Consider the following 16,993-nt stretch of genomic DNA (forward strand, 5'->3'; position numbering starts at 1 on the left):
AACGCTCACAAATTTAGCGACGAAATGTCGCAAATCTATGTCGCATTTATGAAAGGTTTAAAGCGATACGCTGTGCTAGTCAAAACTTTTTTAATTCTGACTGCCGCGACTCAAAAGCTACTGTGACGCAGACACCACAAAGCGCGCGGCCTTCAGGGCTGCACGCTGTTGTAGTTTTTTTGAGGTGCCGGGAGGGCGGCCTGGGTAAGGCCGCCGGATCTTCAGCGAGTTGTTGCGAGTTCTTGTTGAACGCTGGCAACAGTGCGAGGCCAAGGTTTACCAGCCTGAACCTTCGCTGGCAAGGCTTTGATGGCAGAATCAGCCGCGGCACGGCTTGCAAAGTTGCCATAAGTGATCACGTAGAGAGGCTTGCCGTTGAGCACTTTCTTGAAATAACGGTACTCGCCGCCCTGCTCTTTCACGAACGCCTGGGCGTTGGCTTCGGAGCTGGTGCCAAGGATCTGCACAACAAAGTTGCTGGCCGGCTGGCTGCCGTACCAGCCACTGCCTGCGGCGCCAGCCTTGGCGACGGTGGCAGCGGGCTTCTCGGCCGGTTTGGCTGCGGGTGCTGGCGCTGGCTTGGCGGCAGGTGCAGGCGCAGCCAGCTTGGTCACTGGCGCAGGCTTGGCAGTTGCGACCGTAGGTGCCGGTGTGGGCTTGGCGGCTGGCTGGCCGGCTGGCACGCCTGCAGGTGGCGCAGTGGTGGTGACCGTCGGCGGGGTCGCGCTGGAACCTTCCACCGGCACACCGTCGTCCCCTTCGGAGATACCACCGGCCTCTTCAGCCAGCGGGCCGCGCATCACGGGCTGGCCGACCATCGGCAGGTTGGTCGGCTGGCCGGAGTTGGCGAATTCGACATTTGGCGTGGGTTTGCCCAGTGGCAATTGCGCCTGTTCGGTTGGCGTGCCGGCAGTCGTCGGTGCCTTGCTGCGCCCCGGAATCAACCAGGCGGCGGCAACGGCGACCACGACAACGGCGGAGATAGCCAGTACGTGCTTCTTAGGCATAGTGAACCCCATCTTTGGACGCTTCACCGCGGAACGGCTGGCAATCATGGCTTCGATCATGGCATCGCGGGCGACCTGGTTGATGGTGCCAGGCCAGCCGTCGGAGCTTTCGTGAATATCAGAGATCTGCTGAGCGGAGAAAAGTTCGATACCCGCCCCTGCGCCTTCGAGGCGTTGAGCCAGGTATTCGCGGGTTTCTTCCTCTTCGTACGGCTGCAATTCGATGACGTGGAACAGTTCCTGGTCGCCACTGATCTGCTCCAGCTCGGCGATCAGCGAAGACTCACCGAACAGGAACACATGGGGGCGGCCTTCCGGTGTGCCCGCCGCCAGCGCCAGCAACGCCTCCAGGGCGGACTCGTCGAGCTGCTCGGCGTCGTCCACCAGCAGATAGACTTCCTGGCCGGTCAGGCCCAGCTGCACCACCTGCTTGAGGATCGCGTTCGGCTCGGCGTTTGCCACGTCCAGGGCCTGGGCCACTTGGCGCAACACACCCGCCGCATCACCGGCACCACGGGCCGACACCACCACGCTCTGCACCGACTGCTTGTTGGTGCTGGCCACCAGCGCCTGGCGCAGCAGGGTCTTGCCACTGCCCAACGGGCCGGTCACGACCAGCAGCAATTGGCTATAGCGCGCCAGGTGATGCAACTGGCCGAGCACCGGCTTGCGCTGGGCCGGGAAAAATTTGAAGCCGGGCACCCGTGGAGCAAAAGGGTCATGGCTCAGGTGGTAATGGCCGAGGAACGCCTCGTCGGCATGCAAACTAGTCATCGGGATCTTATTAACCTTTAAGCTGGGCCAGGGCGCGGTAATCCGCTCCCAGCGTGGCCTGTAAAATCTCTTTCGGATAATCGTCGGTCACCACCGCTTCGCCCATGCGGCGCAGCAGCACCAGTCGCAGTCGACCGTCGATCACTTTCTTGTCTATCGCCATATGTTCGAGGAAGTCGGCCTCGGTCATCTCCTCCGGCGGGATAACCGGCAAGCCGGCTCGCTGGAACAGACGGATGCCGCGGTCCCGCTCCTTTGCGGTGATCCAGCCCAGACGCTGCGACATCTCCAGTGCCATCACCGTGCCAGCCGCTACGGCCTCCCCGTGCAACCAGACACCATAGCCCATGTGCGTTTCGATCGCATGGCCGAAGGTGTGGCCCAGGTTCAAGGTGGCCCGCACGCCGGACTCCCGCTCGTCGGCATTTACCACCAGCGCCTTGGCGGCACAGGAACGGGAAATGGCTTCGGTGAGGGCCGCCTGGTCGAGGTTGCGCAGCGCATCCACATGCTCTTCCAGCCAGGTAAGGAACGGCTCGTCGCAGATCAGGCCGTACTTGATGACTTCCGCCAGGCCGGCCGACAGCTCGCGCGGCGGCAGGGTGTTGAGGGTGGCAGTGTCGATCAGCACGGCATTGGGCTGGTAGAAAGCACCCACCATGTTCTTGCCCAGCGGATGGTTGATACCGGTCTTGCCTCCCACCGACGAATCGACCTGGGACAGCAGGGTGGTCGGCACCTGGATAAAGTCCACGCCACGCTGATAGCAGGCGGCCGCGAAGCCGGCCATATCGCCGATCACACCGCCGCCCAGGGCGACCACAGTGGTGCGGCGGTCGTGGCGAGCGGTGAGCAGGCCATCGAAGATCAGTTGCAGGGTTTCCCAGTTCTTGTGGGCTTCACCGTCGGGCAGGATCACGGAAATCACCGAATACGCCGACAGGCTGCGGCTCAGACGCTCAAGATACAGCGGCGCGACCGTTTCATTGGAGATGATCGCCACCTGCCGCCCGGCAATATGAGGCGCGAGCAACTCGGGCTGGTCCAACAGCCCCTCGCCAATATGGATCGGGTAGCTGCGCTCGCCTAGATCGACCTTAAGTGTCTGCATGTGTCCCCGCGTTGAAGATGTATTGACGACCGGTAACATTGAAATCTGACGCCACCTAATGGCTCTACGCCACACTCCGGCGGGTGATAGCGCGCCGCCGAGAATAGCGCATTTCGGGCCAGGCTTTAACGGGGTGGCAGTTGCTGCAAGCGCTCGAGAATATCGAGCACCACCATCCGCGGCGGCCGCTCATCGGTTTCCACCACCAGGTCGGCGATTTCCCGATACAGCGGATCGCGCAGCGTCAGCAGGTCTCGCAGGGTTTTCTCCGGGTTGGCCGTGCGCAGCAACGGACGATTGCGATCGCGGGCAGTGCGGCCCACCTGCTGCTCGACCGACGCATGCAGATAGACCACCCGACCACCGGCATGCAATGCGCGACGGTTTTCATCGCGCATTACCGCGCCACCGCCGGTCGCCAATACCACGCCGTCGCAGCCGCACAGCTCGGCGATCATCGCCTGCTCGCGGTCACGAAAGCCCAGTTCGCCTTCCTTATCGAAGATCCATGGGATATTGGCGCCCGTGCGCAATTCAATTTCCTTGTCGGAATCTTTGAACGGCAGGCGCAGCTCTTTGGCCAGCAAACGGCCGATGGTGCTTTTTCCAGCGCCCATCGGACCTACAAGAATCAAATTTCGCACAGAATCAACGACTCACAGCAATCGCCTGGTTATTCATGATACGCGGAGTCAGGAATACCAGCAGCTCGGATTTTTTCTCCGCCAGCACATCGCGCCGGAAAAGGCGGCCAAGATACGGCACATCGCCCAAAAATGGCACTTTATCTACCACTTTGCTTTGGGTATTGGAGAAAACACCGCCAATGACGATGGTCTCGCCATCCTTGACCAGAACCTTGGCGTTGACCTCGTTTTTCTTGATCGGCGGCACGTCGTTGAGCTTGTTCAAGTAGTCAGGCTCATCCTTGGTGACCTTGACCTCCATGATCACGCGGTCATCCGGGGTGATCTGCGGGGTCACTTCCAGCGAGAGCGAGGCCTCCTTGAACGACACCGACGTGGCGCCACTGGAGCTGGATTCCTGATAGGGAATTTCGGTGCCCTTGAGGATGCGCGCGGTTTCCTTGTCGGACGTAACCACCTTGGGTTGGGAAACAATTTCCCCGTTACCGGTCTTTTCCATGGCGGTCAGTTCCAGATCCAGCAACAGGTTGTCGGTGATGAAGGCAAGACCCAGCCCCGACGTGCCGGTAAAAGCCCCCATATCGACGAACGGCGAACTGGGCGGGCTTTCCGGCGGCGTCGCGCCTTCGGGCAAAGGTTTGTCGATGCCACCCGCCGACCAATTCCCGCGATTGAGCCGCCCGCCCCAGCGCACTCCCAGGCTTTTGTCATAGTCGACGTTGGCCTCGACGATCCGCGCCTCGATCATCACCTGACGCACCGGCACATCCAGTTGCGCCACGATTCGCCGTAACTCCTCCAGCCGCTCGCCGGTCTGGTAAGCAATGATGTTATTGGTGCGATCATCCACCGCCACCGAGCCACGTTCATCGGCGCCGTCTTCCAGCCCCGTCACCGACTGGAACAGCTTGGCCAGGTCCGCCGCCTTCGCGTAGTTGACCTGCAACAACTCCCGACGCAACGGCGCCAATTCGGCCATTTGCTTGCGCGCCTCCAGCGTCAGGAGCTCGCGAGCCGCCAATTCATCGGCAGGCGCCACCAGCAAAACACCCGCCTTGACCCGCTTGTCCAACCCCTTGGCTTGCAGCACCAGGTCCAGCGCCTGGTCCCAGGGCACGTCCTTGAGTCGCAGGGTGATCGTGCCCTGCACATCGTCGCTGGCAACCAGGTTCAGGCCGGCCACATCGGCAATCTGCTGCAAGACCGCACGCAGGTCGATGTTCTGGAAGTTGAGGCTCAGTTTGCCTCCGGTATAGGTACCCTGAGCCGCGCTGCCAGGGGGTGGCAGCTGGATCAGGTCCACGCGATTGGGCACAGCGACAGCCATCGGTGCCGTGAACGCTATCCATAGCGCCGCACCGAAGGACGAGAAAATCCTTTTCATTGATTCGATTCCGTTATGAGTTGACGTTCAACACAAGACTGCGCGAGCGCTCCAGCCAGGCGCCCTGTTCATCAGGAAAAAGCTCGACCAGTTCGACATGGTCGTCATGAATGGCCGTGATGCGGCCATGGTCCGGCCCGAGATAGTCGCCGACAGCCAGTCGGTGCACCTCCGAGGCGGCACGCAGCAGAGCGAAGGTCTGCGCACCGCGGGACAAGGTGCCGACCATTTCGAACCGGTCGATAGCCAGTCCTTCCAGCGCCCCTCGCGGACGGGCGAGGTCCGGCGCCGGAACGGTACGGCCAGGTGCCCGAGCGACCTGCACAGCCAGCGGCCGAAACGGGTCGCGCAGCGCAGCGGCGTCGTAGGCGAAGCCAGGCACCGGCGCAATGATGTCTTCGGACACACCGTGCCTTCCAGCCTGCTCACGCCAGTAACTGCTGGCCAACAGGTCGAGCCGCAGTCCCGGGCCCACGGAGCGCAGGGTAATGTCGCGCACGATGACCAGGCGCCCCAGCCCGCCCAGGGCACTGACGAATGTCGCCAGGTCGTGATAGCCCCCAGCGACCGTCACTTGCAAGGACTGCTCGGAATACAGCGACTGCGCCTGCTGCTCCAGGGGAGCGACCGCCTCGACCAGCAGACCGTTGACTGCCGCCAACCGGGCGATATCGTCCAACAGGGCAGGCACTTCGGACCTGCCGGGCAATGACTGCCATAACATTTCAACCTTTTCCTGCATGACCTGCAGTCGACGCACACGGTCTTCAAGGCTGGCAGACAAGGTCGTCTTGTGTGCGAGTTGCTGCTGCAACTCCCCTTCCCGCACCTCGGCCTGCTGCAAACGCTCCCGGGACGGCCCCAGAGACAGGCACTCACCCACCACCAGCACCAGCCCCGCCAGGGCACAGCCCAGCAGGACCTTGCCAGGCAAGGGCCATTTTGCAGCGTTGTGAGAAAGTGCGGAAAAGTCGAGCCCCGACAGGCTCAAGGTTGCGCCTCGGTCGAGTCGCCCTGACGCACCATCAATTGAAATTCATTTTGACCGTGCTCACCTTCAGCGCGCACATGCTGCAAGCGGGTGGCATGGGTCCCTTCGGACGCCTCCAGCCGGCGCATCAACTGGGCGATATCCTGGCTGGATTCGGCACTGCCGCTGATGCTGACCGTATCCCCCCTGGCGACCACTTCGTGCAGATGAACGCCTTCAGGCACCGCACGGGCCAATTGATCGAACAATCGGGCATTGGTCGAGCGGCCATCATGCAGGTCTTGCACGACCCTCATGCGCTCCGCCAGTTGCTGGCTTTGCTCCTGGAGATCATCAATGGTCTTGATACGCGCATCCTGGACAGCGACTTCCTTGACCAGGTGGTTATTGCGCGCTGCTTGCCGGTCGATCGCCTGATCGATCACCTGGTCCGCCAGCCACACTGCCGCGAGCGCCGCGCAGGCGAACGCCAACAAAAAGATGAGGAAATATTTGCGCCGACGTTCGGCCAGTACCTGGCGCCAAGGCAAAAGGTTGATTCGTGTCATCAAGCGAAACTCCTCAGGGCCAACCCGCAAGCAATTCCCATCCCTTGGGCATCCACGGCCCATTGTGCACCATCGACTCGATGGCCCGGCGTGAAGCTGGCGAAATCCTGACGGCAAGCGCGCTCCAATGCAAACGCTTCGACATCCACCACCCGCGGCACCAGCCCGGCCAGAGCCAAAACGGCCTCGCGCGCTTCGACCTGCTCCTTCAGGCAAGCCGCCAGCAGCACCTCCACTCGCGCCGGGTCCCGAGGCGAAACACCCTTGACCTGAAAGTCGATGGCCACCTCGTCCAGGGGATAAGGAATGTATTGGTCCGCCTCCATCTGAATCTTCCAGACCATCTCGTCGTCGCTGAGCCCCACCTCCAGCTCGATCACCCGCGTGATGACCGACGGTCCCGCCACGGCAACCGCAGCGCCCCGGGCGACAGTATTCATTTTTCCCCACGCCTCGCGCAGCGCCCGCCCGACTCCGTCGAGGTCCAACAACGTGCCATCGACCACCGCATGGGCCGGCAATGCCTGGGAAACGTAGCCTTGAACACGGTAACCGTGACCCGAACGTTCCAGCTCGACGAGCCGCAAGCTCGTGTCATTGATGTCGACACCCAGGACGGCATCGACTTTTCGCCTGAAAAATCCCTTTATCATAAAACTCCCCAAAACTTTCCCTGTCATACCGCCTGATCGGCGCCGGGCAACGTGCAATCGGTCGACTTGTTTGAGTGGTGCGAATGACGCCCCAAGCCGAAAAATGCTTTAATGCCCAGCGTTTTTTCCCGCTTTTATCTGCAGCTCGGGTCGATCCATCGTTTGCCATGCATGCCCCGGCGCCTAACCCATTCTTTTCTCTGGAAATCCAAAAGCCTTGATTCGTCTGCTGAAGTTTTTCGGGTACTCCATTGTCGCCATCGTCTGCGGGCTGCTGCTCGTACTCAGCGGTGCCTACCTCTACCTTAGTCCGGGTTTGCCCTCCGTAGAGGCGCTTAGAAGTATCCAGTTGCAGATTCCTTTGCGGGTCTACAGCAGCGATGAAAAGCTGATCGCGGAGTTCGGCGAAATGCGCCGCACACCGATCCGTTTTGCCGATATTCCGCCCAATTTCATCAGCGCCCTGCTCTCGGCAGAGGACGATAACTTCGCCAACCACTACGGTGTCGACCCCAGCAGCCTGGTGCGTGCGGCGACTCAGTTGGTAAAAAGCGGACACATTCAGTCCGGCGGCAGCACCATTACCATGCAGGTGGCGAAGAACTTCTTCCTTACCAGCGAACGCAGTTTTTCACGCAAGGCCACCGAGATCCTGCTGGCGCTGCAAATCGAACGTCAGCTGACCAAGGACGAGATCCTCGAGCTGTACGTCAACAAGATCTATCTGGGTAACCGCGCCTATGGCATCGAAGCCGCGTCCCAGGTCTATTACGGCAAGTCGATTCGCGAAGCCAGCCTGGCGCAGATGGCCATGATTGCCGGCCTGCCCAAGGCGCCGTCGCGCTTCAACCCCCTGGCCAACCCGGCGCGCAGCAAGGAGCGCCGCGACTGGATCCTGGGCCGCATGTACAAGCTGGGCAAGATCGACCAGGCAGCTTATGAAAGCGCCGTGGCCGAACCGCTGAACGCCAGCTACCACGTGCCGACGCCGGAAGTGAACGCCCCCTACATTGCCGAGATGGCCCGCGCCGAAATGGTTGGCCGTTATGGCAGCGATGCCTATACCGAAGGTTTCCGCGTCACCACGACCGTTCCAAGCGACCTGCAGGAAATCGCCAACAACTCGGTGCACGAAGGCCTGATCACCTACGACCAGCGCCACGGCTACCGCGGCCCCGAGTCGCGCCTGCCTGGCAAGACCCTGAGCGCCTGGGCCACCGAACTGGGCAAACAGCGCCCGATCAGTGGCCTGGAGCCAGCCATCGTCACCCAAGTGAAGAAGGACGGTCTGCAAGTGCTGACCCGCACCGGCGAAGCGCATGTGTCGTGGGACAGCATGAAATGGGCGCGCCCGTTCCTGAACACCAACAGCATGGGCGCCCTGCCCAGGCAGCCGTCGGATGTGGCGCAGGTGGGCGACTTGATCCGCGTGAAACGCCAGAAGGACGACAGCCTGAAATTCAGCCAGGTGCCAGTGGCCCAGGGTGCTCTGGTGTCCCTCGACCCGCAAAACGGTGCCATCCGTGCCCTGGTGGGCGGTTTTGCTTTCGAGCAGAGCAACTACAACCGCGCCACCCAGGCCAAGCGCCAGCCGGGTTCGAGCTTCAAACCGTTCATCTACAGTGCCGCGCTGGATAACGGCTACACCGCCGCCAGCCTGGTCAACGACGCCCCGATCGTGTTCGTCGACGAGTACCTGGACAAGGTCTGGCGCCCGAAGAACGACACCAATACCTTCCTCGGCCCGATCCGCGTCCGCGAAGCCCTGTACAAGTCGCGCAACCTGGTGTCGATCCGCCTGCTGCAAGCGATGGGCGTCGGCAAGACCATCGACTACATCACACGCTTCGGCTTCAACAAGTCCGACCTGCCGCCGAACCTGTCCCTGGCACTGGGTACGGCGACCCTCACACCAATGGAAATCGCCACCGGCTGGAGCACCTTCGCCAACGGCGGCTACAAGATCAGCCCATACCTGATCGACAAGATCGAGAGTCGCAACGGCGAAACCCTGTTCACCGCCAACCCGCCACGAGTGCCGGGCGACGTGGTCAACGGCGTGGCCGCCACCGATGGCCTGGCCGCTCCGAGCCATGGCGGCATCACCATTGAGCCGACGCCGGGCGTTGCAGCAGCGGCCACCGCCGCCACAACACCGAACGAGCCACAGACACCCGCCGTGGCCGAGCGTGTGGTGGATGGGCGCACCACGTTTATCCTCAACAGCATTCTCGAGGACGTGATCAAGAAAGGCACCGGCCGTCGCGCCCTGGCCCTGGGCCGCGCAGACATCGCGGGCAAGACCGGTACCACCAACGAATCCAAGGACGCGTGGTTCTCCGGCTACAACGCCGACTACGTGACCACCGTGTGGACCGGCTACGACCAACCGGAAAGCCTGGGCCGCCGCGAGTTCGGCGGTACCGTGGCCCTGCCGATCTGGATGAGCTACATGGGCGCAGCCCTGAAGGACAAGCCGCTGCATACCCAGCCGGAGCCGGAAGGCATCCTCAGCTTGCGAATCGATCCGGTAAGTGGCCGGGTGGCGTCGCCCAGCACGCCAAACGCCTTTTTCGAACTGTTCAAGAGCGAGGACACGCCGCCGTCGGTCAACGAGTTGGGCAACGGCGTTGCACCGGGCAGCCCATTGCCGGCAGATGAGGCGGCGCCGATTGATCTCTTCTAACCAGTGATATCCCGTGTGAGAGCGGGCTTGCCCGCGAATGCGGTGGGTCAGTCGCCAGATTTTATTGACTGACATTGCGCTTTCGCGGGCAAGCCCGCTCCCACATTGTGATCGTGCGCAGGCCTTGGGCTTATCGCCAGGCAACAAAAAGCCCCGACTCGCAAGAGCCGGGGCTTTTTGTTGGTGCGCTACAACGGCTTAGCCGTTGAACACATCATCCACGCTTTTCAGCGGGTAGTGCTTCGGATACGGCAGGGTCGCCACGCCAGTCTCGATGGCAGCCTTGGCCACAGCATCGGAGATCAGGGTGATCAGGCGCTTGTCCATCGGTTTCGGGATGATGTACTCACGACCGAATTCCAGCTTGATGCCACCGTAGGCGTCGCTCACTTCCTGAGGCACCGGCAGCTTGGCCAGTTCACGCAGGGCGTTGGCGGCAGCGACTTTCATCTCTTCGTTGATACGTTTGGCGCGAACGTCCAGGGCACCACGGAAGATGAACGGGAAGCCCAGTACGTTGTTGACCTGGTTCGGGTAGTCCGAACGACCGGTGGCCATGATCACGTCGCTACGGGTGGCGTGAGCCAGTTCCGGCGAAATCTCTGGATCCGGGTTGGAGCAGGCGAACACGATCGGGTCGGCCGCCATGGACTTGAGGCCTTCGGCGCTCAGCAGGTTCGGGCCGGACAGGCCGACGAACACGTCTGCACCGTCGAGGGCGTCTGCCAGGGTGCGCTTCTCGGTCGCGTGGGCAAACATCGCCTTGTACTGGTTCAGGTCGGTACGCTCGGACTGGACCACGCCCTTGCTGTCGACCATGAAGATGTTTTCCAGCTTGGCGCCCATGCTCACCAGCAGTTTCATGCAGGAGATGGCGGCAGCACCGGCACCCAGGCAGACGATTTTGGCGTCAGCCAGGGTTTTGCCGGCGATTTCCAGGGCATTGATCATGCCCGCAGCGGTCACGATCGCGGTGCCGTGCTGGTCATCGTGGAAAACCGGGATGTCGCATTGTTCGATCAGGGCCTTTTCGATCTCGAAGCACTCAGGTGCCTTGATGTCTTCCAGGTTGATGCCACCGAAGGTGATGGAAATGCGCTTGACCGTGTCGATGAAAGCCTGCGGGCTTTCGGAGTCGACTTCGATGTCGAAAACGTCGATGCCGGCAAAGCGTTTGAACAGCACGCCCTTACCTTCCATGACTGGCTTGGAGGCCAATGGGCCGAGGTTGCCCAGGCCGAGAATCGCGGTGCCATCGGAAATCACTGCAACCAGGTTGCCCTTGCCGGTGTACTTGTACGCCAGTTCAGGGTCGCGGGCGATTTCACGTACGGGCTCGGCAACACCAGGGCTGTAGGCCAGCGACAGGTCGCGGGCAGTGGCAGTGGCTTTGGTGAGCTCTACACTCAGCTTTCCTGGACGAGGATTGGCATGATATTCGAGAGCGGCAGTTTTCAAATCAGACATATCGGCATTCCGCTTTTACTGTTGGTCGACGGACCGCCGAGGATACGCGTGTCGTAAAGTCCCTACAAGACTGGGCAGTCACAGGTGTCAAGGGCCCTGCGCTACGACTTTCGGCCAAGAGCCACGGGATACAAGGGCTCAACTGTTCACAATCACAAGTAAAAATGTCTACAATTTTTTCTTGCAGTGCCCCGAGGTCAAATCTCGGGTACAAAAAAGGCGCCCCTGGGGACGCCTTTTTCATCAGCCTGGAAAAACCGCAGGGGTTTCCCAGGTTGATCGGCCTCAGGCCTTTTTGGCACCGAAAGCACCGAAGCGATCGGCGAACTTCTGAACGCGGCCGCCGGTGTCCAGAGTCTTCTGCTTGCCGGTGTAGAACGGGTGGCACTCGTTGCACACGTCAGTGCTCAGCGGCTTGGCCAGGTTCGAACGGGTTACGAACGAGTTGCCGCAGCTGCAGGTAACTTGGATTTCTTCGTATACAGGATGGATATCGGCTTTCATGGCACTTCCTCAGGCTAGCGTGCCGCCACTCGACACTATTGTCGAATACCGCACGTAATTAGGCCGCGGATTCTACCAGAGCTTTTTAAACGCGCAAGCGGCGGTGCCGGTCGATTCCGCACATATAAGCCCCTTTCATCAGAAATTCCTATGCACACCCTACTTCCCTGTGGGAGCGGGCTTACTTGCGAAAGCGCTGTATCAGTCGCTGGAGATAGCGGCTGTTCTACCGTATTCGCGAGCAAGCCCGCTCCCACAATGGATGGCAGTGTTCTGAAGGCCCAATTCCGGTACCCGAGACGGGACACCCCCACCGCAGGTCTGCTAGGCTCCCGCCCCTGCGCCACCGCCTGCCTTCATATGAGACCCCCGCGTGCCCGACGCCATTTTGCGCCTAGCCCTGCCCTCGCCCCTGCGCCGCCTGTTCGATTACCAGGCCCCCGCCGGCGTGTCGCGCGCCAGCTTGCAACCCGGCATGCGCGTGCGGGTGCCGTTCGGTCGGCGCGAGATGATCGGCATCCTGGTGGAAGTCGCCGACCACAGCGAAGTGCCCGCCGACAAGCTCAAACCGGCGCTTGCCATCCTCGACACCACGGCGCCGTTGCCTCCGGCACTGTTCAAGCTGTGCCTGTGGACCGCCCAGTATTACCAGCACAGCCTGGGTGACACCCTGAGCTGGGCGTTGCCGGTACTGTTGCGCCAGGGCGAGTTGGCCGAAGCGCGCCAGGAGCGCTTCTGGTCGATGGTTCCCGGCGCGCGCCTGGATGATCCGCGTATCGCCCGCGCACCGCGCCAGCGTGAAGCCTTGGCGACCCTGGGCCAACACCCCCACGGCGTGGCCCATCAGTTGCTGAGCAAGCTGATGCTGAGCAAGGACAGCCTCGACCTGCTGCTCGCCAAAGGCCTGGTGCAAGTGGAAATCCGCAAGCACGCCCCCGACGCACGCCATGAACACTGGCTGGCCCAACCGGAACTGCCGCTGAACAGCGAGCAACGCGCAGCCTATGAAGCGATTCGCGCAGGCTTCGACAGTTTTCACGCCTTCCTGCTGGCCGGCGTCACCGGCAGCGGCAAGACCGAAGTCTATTTGCAGTTGATCCGCGAAACCCTGCAGGCCGGCAAGCAAGCCCTGGTGCTGATTCCCGAGATCAACCTCGGGCCGCAGACCCTGGCGCGTTTCGAGCAGCGCTTCAACGCCCGTATTGCGCTGGTCCACTCGGCGGTCAATGACCGTGAGCGCCTGGAGTCCTGGCTGGCCGCGCGGGACGGCGAGGCCGACATCATTATCGGCACCCGTTCGGCACTGTTCACTCCGATGAAGCACCCCGGGCTGATCATCATCGACGAGGAACACGACGGCTCCTATAAACAGCAGGAAGGCTTGCGCTACCACGCCCGCGACCTGGCACTGGTTCGGGCGCGCCAGGAAGACATCCCGATTGTGCTGGGCTCGGCCACTCCTTCCCTGGAAAGCCTGCACAACGCTTACACCGGCCGTTACGGCCTGCTGCGTCTCAACGAGCGGGCCGGCGGCGCCAAACAGCCGCGCTTCCTGCGCCTGGATGTCAAAAGCCGTCCGCTGGACAGCGGCATTTCCGGGCCGATGCAGCAAGCCATCGGCCAGACCCTCGCCGCCGGCCAGCAAGTCCTGGTGTTCCTCAACCGCCGGGGCTTTGCGCCGACGCTGTTGTGCCATGACTGTGGCTGGATGTCCGAGTGCGAGCGCTGCGACGCGCGCATGACCGTGCACCAACGCTACGGCGAGTTGCGCTGCCATCACTGCGGCCATGTGGAACGGGTGCCGCGCCAGTGCCCGCAGTGCGGCAAAGTCGACCTGCGCCCCGTCGGCGCAGGCACCGAACGGGCCGAGGAGCGCCTGGGCATTTTGTTCCCGGACTACCCGGTGCTGCGGGTCGACCGCGACAGCACCTCGCGCAAGGACGCAATGAACCAGCTGTTCGCCACCATCCAGAAGGGCCACCCGTGCATCCTGGTCGGTACGCAGATGCTCGCCAAGGGCCACCACTTTCCCCGGGTGACCCTGGTGTCGATCCTCGATGCCGACGGCGGGCTGTTCTCCGGTGATTTCCGCGCCAGCGAGCGCATGGCGCAGTTGATCGTGCAGGTGGCAGGCCGCGCCGGACGTGCCGAAGAGCCTGGCCGAGTGATCATCCAGACACACCTGGCCGACCACCCGCTGTTGATCCAACTGACCGAACAAGGCTACTTCGCCTTCGCCGAGCAAGCGCTGAGCGAACGCCGCGCCGCCGGCCTGCCGCCCTTTGCCCATCTGGCCCTGCTGCGGGCCGAGGCCCACAAGCCTGGGCAAGCCGAGGGTTTTCTCGATGAAGCGTGCAGCGCCGCCGAGGGTTTGCTGGGCGAACTGGGTTTGACCGGCATCGAATTGCTCGGTCCGGTCCCCGCCCCCATGGAGCGCCGCGCCGGGCGTTATCGCGCTCAGCTACTCTTGCAGGCAACCGCTCGCGCGCCACTGCATCGGTTATTGAGCAGTTGGTTGCTTGCGCTGGAGCAAATGCCCAGTGGCCGGCAAGTGCGATGGTCGCTGGATGTAGACCCGGTAGATTTGTACTAACCCTGGCCACAGGTCCCGCGAAGGTTGGCAAGCCCGCCCTCGCCACGGATAATGCCCAGTTTTTCCACCCGCGCATCGCGCGCCGCCGCTTGCGGCACACAGAGAACACCATGAAAGACACCATTCGCCAGCTGATCCAACAAGCCCTCACCCAACTCGTCAACGAAGGTGTGTTGCCTGAAGGCCTGACGCCGGCGATCCAGGTGGAAAACACCCGCGACAAGACCCACGGCGACTTCGCCAGCAACATCGCGATGATGCTGTCCAAGCCGGCCGGCATGAAGCCACGCGACCTGGCGGAGAAAATCATCGCGGCGCTGCCTGCCGACGAGAGCGTCACCAAGGCTGAAATCGCCGGCCCCGGCTTTATCAACTTCTTCCAGAACACCCAGGCCCTGGCTTCGCGCCTGGACGCCGCCCTGGCCGACACCAAGATCGGCGTGCGCAAGGCGGGCCCGCTGCAACGCGTGGCGATTGACCTGTCCGCACCTAACCTGGCCAAAGAAATGCACGTGGGCCACCTGCGTTCCACCATCATCGGCGACGGCGTGGCGCGGGTGCTGGAGTTCCTCGGCGACACCGTGATCCGCCAGAACCACGTGGGCGACTGGGGCACCCAGTTCGGCATGCTGATGGCCTACCTGCAGGAAAACCCGATCACCAGCAACGAGCTGTCGGACCTGGAGAACTTCTACCGCGCCGCGAAAAAACGCTTCGACGAATCCGAGGCGTTCGCCGACCGCGCCCGTGGCCTGGTGGTCAAGCTGCAAGCCGGTGACGAGGAATGCCTGGCACTGTGGAACCGCTTCCGCGAGATTTCGCTGTCCCACTGCCAGGAAATCTACGAACTGCTCAACGTCAAACTGACCATGGCCGACGTGATGGGCGAAAGCGCCTACAACGACGACCTGATCAATGTGGTCAACGACCTCAAGGCCAAGGGCCTGCTGGTGGAGAGCAATGGTGCACAGTGCGTGTTCCTCGACGAATTCAAGACCGCCGAGGGCGAGCCGCTGCCGGTGATCATCGTCAAGGCCGATGGCGGCTACCTGTACGCCACCACCGACTTGGCCGCCGTGCGCTACCGCAGCGGCGTGCTCAAGGCAGACCGCGCGCTGTATTTCGTCGACCAGCGCCAGGCCCTGCACTTCCAGCAGGTGTTCGAAGTGGCACGCCGTGCGGGCTTCATCACTCACCCGATGCACATGGAGCACATGGGCTTCGGCACCATGAACGGCGCCGACGGTCGTCCGTTCAAGACCCGCGACGGCGGCACCGTGAAGCTGATCGACCTGCTGACCGAAGCCCAGGAGCGTGCCTACACCCTGGTGAAGGAAAAGAACCCGGAACTGGCCGAAGCCGACCTGCGCAACATTGCCCGCGTAGTGGGTATCGGCGCGGTGAAATACGCCGACCTGTCCAAGCACCGCACCAGCGACTACAGCTTCAACTTCGAACTGATGCTCAACTTCGAAGGCAACACCGCGCCGTACCTGCTGTACGCCTACACCCGTGTATCCGGCGTATTCCGCAAGCTGGGCAAGGACTTCAGCGAAGTCGACGGCCAGATCGTCCTGCAAGCGCCACACGAACAGGACCTGGCCGCCAAGCTGGCGCAATTCGGCGAAGTGCTGAACAGCGTCGGCGAGAAAGGCACGCCGCATATCCTGTGCACCTACCTGTATGAAGTGGCCGGCCTGTTCTCCAGCTTCTACGAGAATTGCCCCATCCTCAGCGCCGACGACGAAGCGCAAAAGCAAAGTCGCCTGCGCCTCGCCGCACTGGCCGGACGGACCCTCAAGCAAGGCCTGGAACTGTTGGGCCTGGAAACCCTGGAGCGTATGTAAGTTGGCTGCCAAGAAAAAACCTGCACCCAAGCGCGGCGCCAGCCGCTACCAGGCCCCGGCGAAGAAACCGATCCCGGGTTGGCTGTGGATGGCCATCGGCCTCACGGTCGGCGCATTTGTGGTCTTCCTGATGAAGCTGGACCCGGGCAAGGGCGATGACGTCAAGCGGGTCAAGCAGGAACAGCAGAAGGCCACGAAAATAGCCGAAGCCAACAAGACCACGCCCAGCCCGACTGCACCGGTGAAGCCCAAGTACGACTTCTACACCCTGCTGCCGGAATCGGAAGTGATCGTGCCGCCCGACGCCGTGCCGGAGAAAACCCTGCCGACGCCGCAGGTGCCGACCACCCCGGTCACCCCTGCCGAAGCGGCCAAGATCGATACCGCCCGCGCCCAGGCTGCGCTGGCGGGGATCACTCCGCCGCCGGCGCCCCCGGTGGCGGAAACCAAGGCAGCGCCGGTGACCAAGTTCTTCCTGCAAGCGGGTTCGTTCCCCAAACAAGCGGATGCCGACCGCGTGCGGGCGCAGATCATTCTGCTGGGCCAGTCGGTATCGGTGGAGTCCGGCACGGTGAAGGATGCGACCTGGTACCGCGTGCTGGTCGGGCCGTTCAGCAATCGTGAACAGCTGACCGTGGCGCAGAAACAATTGGCTGGCGCAGGGTTTAGCAACCTGTTGTTACAACAACGCCAGAGTCGCTGAGCCAAGCTCCACACAGGTCAAAATGTGGGAGCTGGCTTGCCTGCGATAGCGGTGCAACAGTCAATATTTCCAGTGACT

At 62.2% G+C, this 16,993-nt stretch carries 12 protein-coding genes and 1 pseudogene; 4 read left to right on the forward strand and 9 right to left on the reverse strand.

The features are described 5' to 3' along the window. Positions 1-221: 221 nt before the first annotated feature. The 7 genes and pseudogenes from ACW9IB_RS19185 to pilM all read right to left on the reverse strand — a co-directional run bounded on the left by ACW9IB_RS19185 (position 222) and on the right by pilM (position 7,115). Positions 222-1,781: an AAA family ATPase gene (locus tag ACW9IB_RS19185; RefSeq protein WP_457414930.1), complete on the reverse strand. Its 1,560-nt coding sequence runs from the start codon at positions 1,779-1,781 to the stop codon at positions 222-224. A 10-nt stretch (positions 1,782-1,791) separates the two neighbouring features. Then, complete coding sequence (gene aroB / locus ACW9IB_RS19190) at positions 1,792-2,892, reverse strand: 3-dehydroquinate synthase (RefSeq protein ID WP_457414931.1); 1,101 nt, start codon at positions 2,890-2,892, stop codon at positions 1,792-1,794. Positions 2,893-3,017: 125 nt separating this feature from the next. After that, positions 3,018-3,536, reverse strand: a complete 519-nt coding sequence (aroK, locus tag ACW9IB_RS19195; protein ID WP_457367499.1) for a shikimate kinase AroK — start codon at positions 3,534-3,536, stop codon at positions 3,018-3,020. A gap of 4 nt (positions 3,537-3,540) precedes the next feature. After that, positions 3,541-4,794 (reverse strand): annotated as a pseudogene (locus tag ACW9IB_RS19200) (type IV pilus secretin PilQ); the annotation flags it as partial. Between the two features lie 142 nt (positions 4,795-4,936). Then, positions 4,937-5,914, reverse strand: a complete 978-nt coding sequence (locus ACW9IB_RS19205) for a pilus assembly protein PilP (RefSeq protein ID WP_457414933.1) — start codon at positions 5,912-5,914, stop codon at positions 4,937-4,939. Next, a complete protein-coding gene (locus tag ACW9IB_RS19210; RefSeq protein WP_457367501.1) occupies positions 5,911-6,462 on the reverse strand; it encodes a PilN domain-containing protein in 552 nt (183 codons plus the stop codon). Before ACW9IB_RS19210 ends, ACW9IB_RS19205 begins: the two co-directional genes overlap by 4 nt. Further along, positions 6,462-7,115: a type IV pilus assembly protein PilM gene (gene pilM / locus ACW9IB_RS19215; RefSeq protein ID WP_457414934.1), complete on the reverse strand. Its 654-nt coding sequence runs from the start codon at positions 7,113-7,115 to the stop codon at positions 6,462-6,464. The genes ACW9IB_RS19210 and pilM overlap by 1 nt, the downstream gene beginning before the upstream one ends. A 220-nt stretch (positions 7,116-7,335) precedes the next feature. On the opposite strand from pilM, the gene ACW9IB_RS19220 reads away from it, so the two are divergent. Next, complete coding sequence (locus ACW9IB_RS19220; RefSeq protein ID WP_457414939.1) at positions 7,336-9,801, forward strand: penicillin-binding protein 1A; 2,466 nt, start codon at positions 7,336-7,338, stop codon at positions 9,799-9,801. Positions 9,802-9,999: 198 nt separating this feature from the next. Here the strand turns inward: ACW9IB_RS19220 and ACW9IB_RS19225 are convergent, their stop codons facing one another. Both ACW9IB_RS19225 and rpmE read right to left on the reverse strand, forming a co-directional pair. After that, on the reverse strand, positions 10,000-11,268 hold the full coding sequence (locus tag ACW9IB_RS19225) for a malic enzyme-like NAD(P)-binding protein (RefSeq protein ID WP_457367503.1): 1,269 nt from the start codon (positions 11,266-11,268) through the stop codon (positions 10,000-10,002). A 285-nt stretch (positions 11,269-11,553) separates the two neighbouring features. Next, a complete protein-coding gene (gene rpmE, locus ACW9IB_RS19230) occupies positions 11,554-11,772 on the reverse strand; it encodes a 50S ribosomal protein L31 (protein WP_457367504.1) in 219 nt (72 codons plus the stop codon). A gap of 373 nt (positions 11,773-12,145) precedes the next feature. Between rpmE and ACW9IB_RS19235 the strand changes: the two genes are divergently transcribed. From ACW9IB_RS19235 to ACW9IB_RS19245, 3 genes are all read left to right on the forward strand, one after another. After that, complete coding sequence (locus ACW9IB_RS19235; protein WP_457414936.1) at positions 12,146-14,365, forward strand: primosomal protein N'; 2,220 nt, start codon at positions 12,146-12,148, stop codon at positions 14,363-14,365. A gap of 110 nt (positions 14,366-14,475) precedes the next feature. Further along, a complete protein-coding gene (gene argS, locus ACW9IB_RS19240; RefSeq protein ID WP_457414938.1) occupies positions 14,476-16,212 on the forward strand; it encodes an arginine--tRNA ligase in 1,737 nt (578 codons plus the stop codon). Between the two features lies 1 nt (position 16,213). Continuing rightward, complete coding sequence (locus tag ACW9IB_RS19245) at positions 16,214-16,915, forward strand: SPOR domain-containing protein (protein ID WP_457367507.1); 702 nt, start codon at positions 16,214-16,216, stop codon at positions 16,913-16,915. Positions 16,916-16,993 lie beyond the last annotated feature (78 nt).

The organism is Pseudomonas sp. SDO524_S393 (assembly GCF_054071875.1).

Bases quoted from the DNA above. Each gene is read 5' to 3' on its own strand.
- ACW9IB_RS19185 (WP_457414930.1), bottom strand. From the start codon at position 1,781: ATGACTAGTTTGCATGCCGACGAGGCGTTCCTCGGCCATTACCACCTG.
- pilM (WP_457414934.1), bottom strand. From the start codon at position 7,115: ATGATAAAGGGATTTTTCAGGCGAAAAGTCGATGCCGTCCTGGGTGTC.
- ACW9IB_RS19210 (WP_457367501.1), bottom strand. From the start codon at position 6,462: ATGACACGAATCAACCTTTTGCCTTGGCGCCAGGTACTGGCCGAACGT.
- rpmE (WP_457367504.1), bottom strand. From the start codon at position 11,772: ATGAAAGCCGATATCCATCCTGTATACGAAGAAATCCAAGTTACCTGC.
- aroB (WP_457414931.1), bottom strand. From the start codon at position 2,892: ATGCAGACACTTAAGGTCGATCTAGGCGAGCGCAGCTACCCGATCCAT.
- argS (WP_457414938.1), top strand. From the start codon at position 14,476: ATGAAAGACACCATTCGCCAGCTGATCCAACAAGCCCTCACCCAACTC.
- ACW9IB_RS19225 (WP_457367503.1), bottom strand. From the start codon at position 11,268: ATGTCTGATTTGAAAACTGCCGCTCTCGAATATCATGCCAATCCTCGT.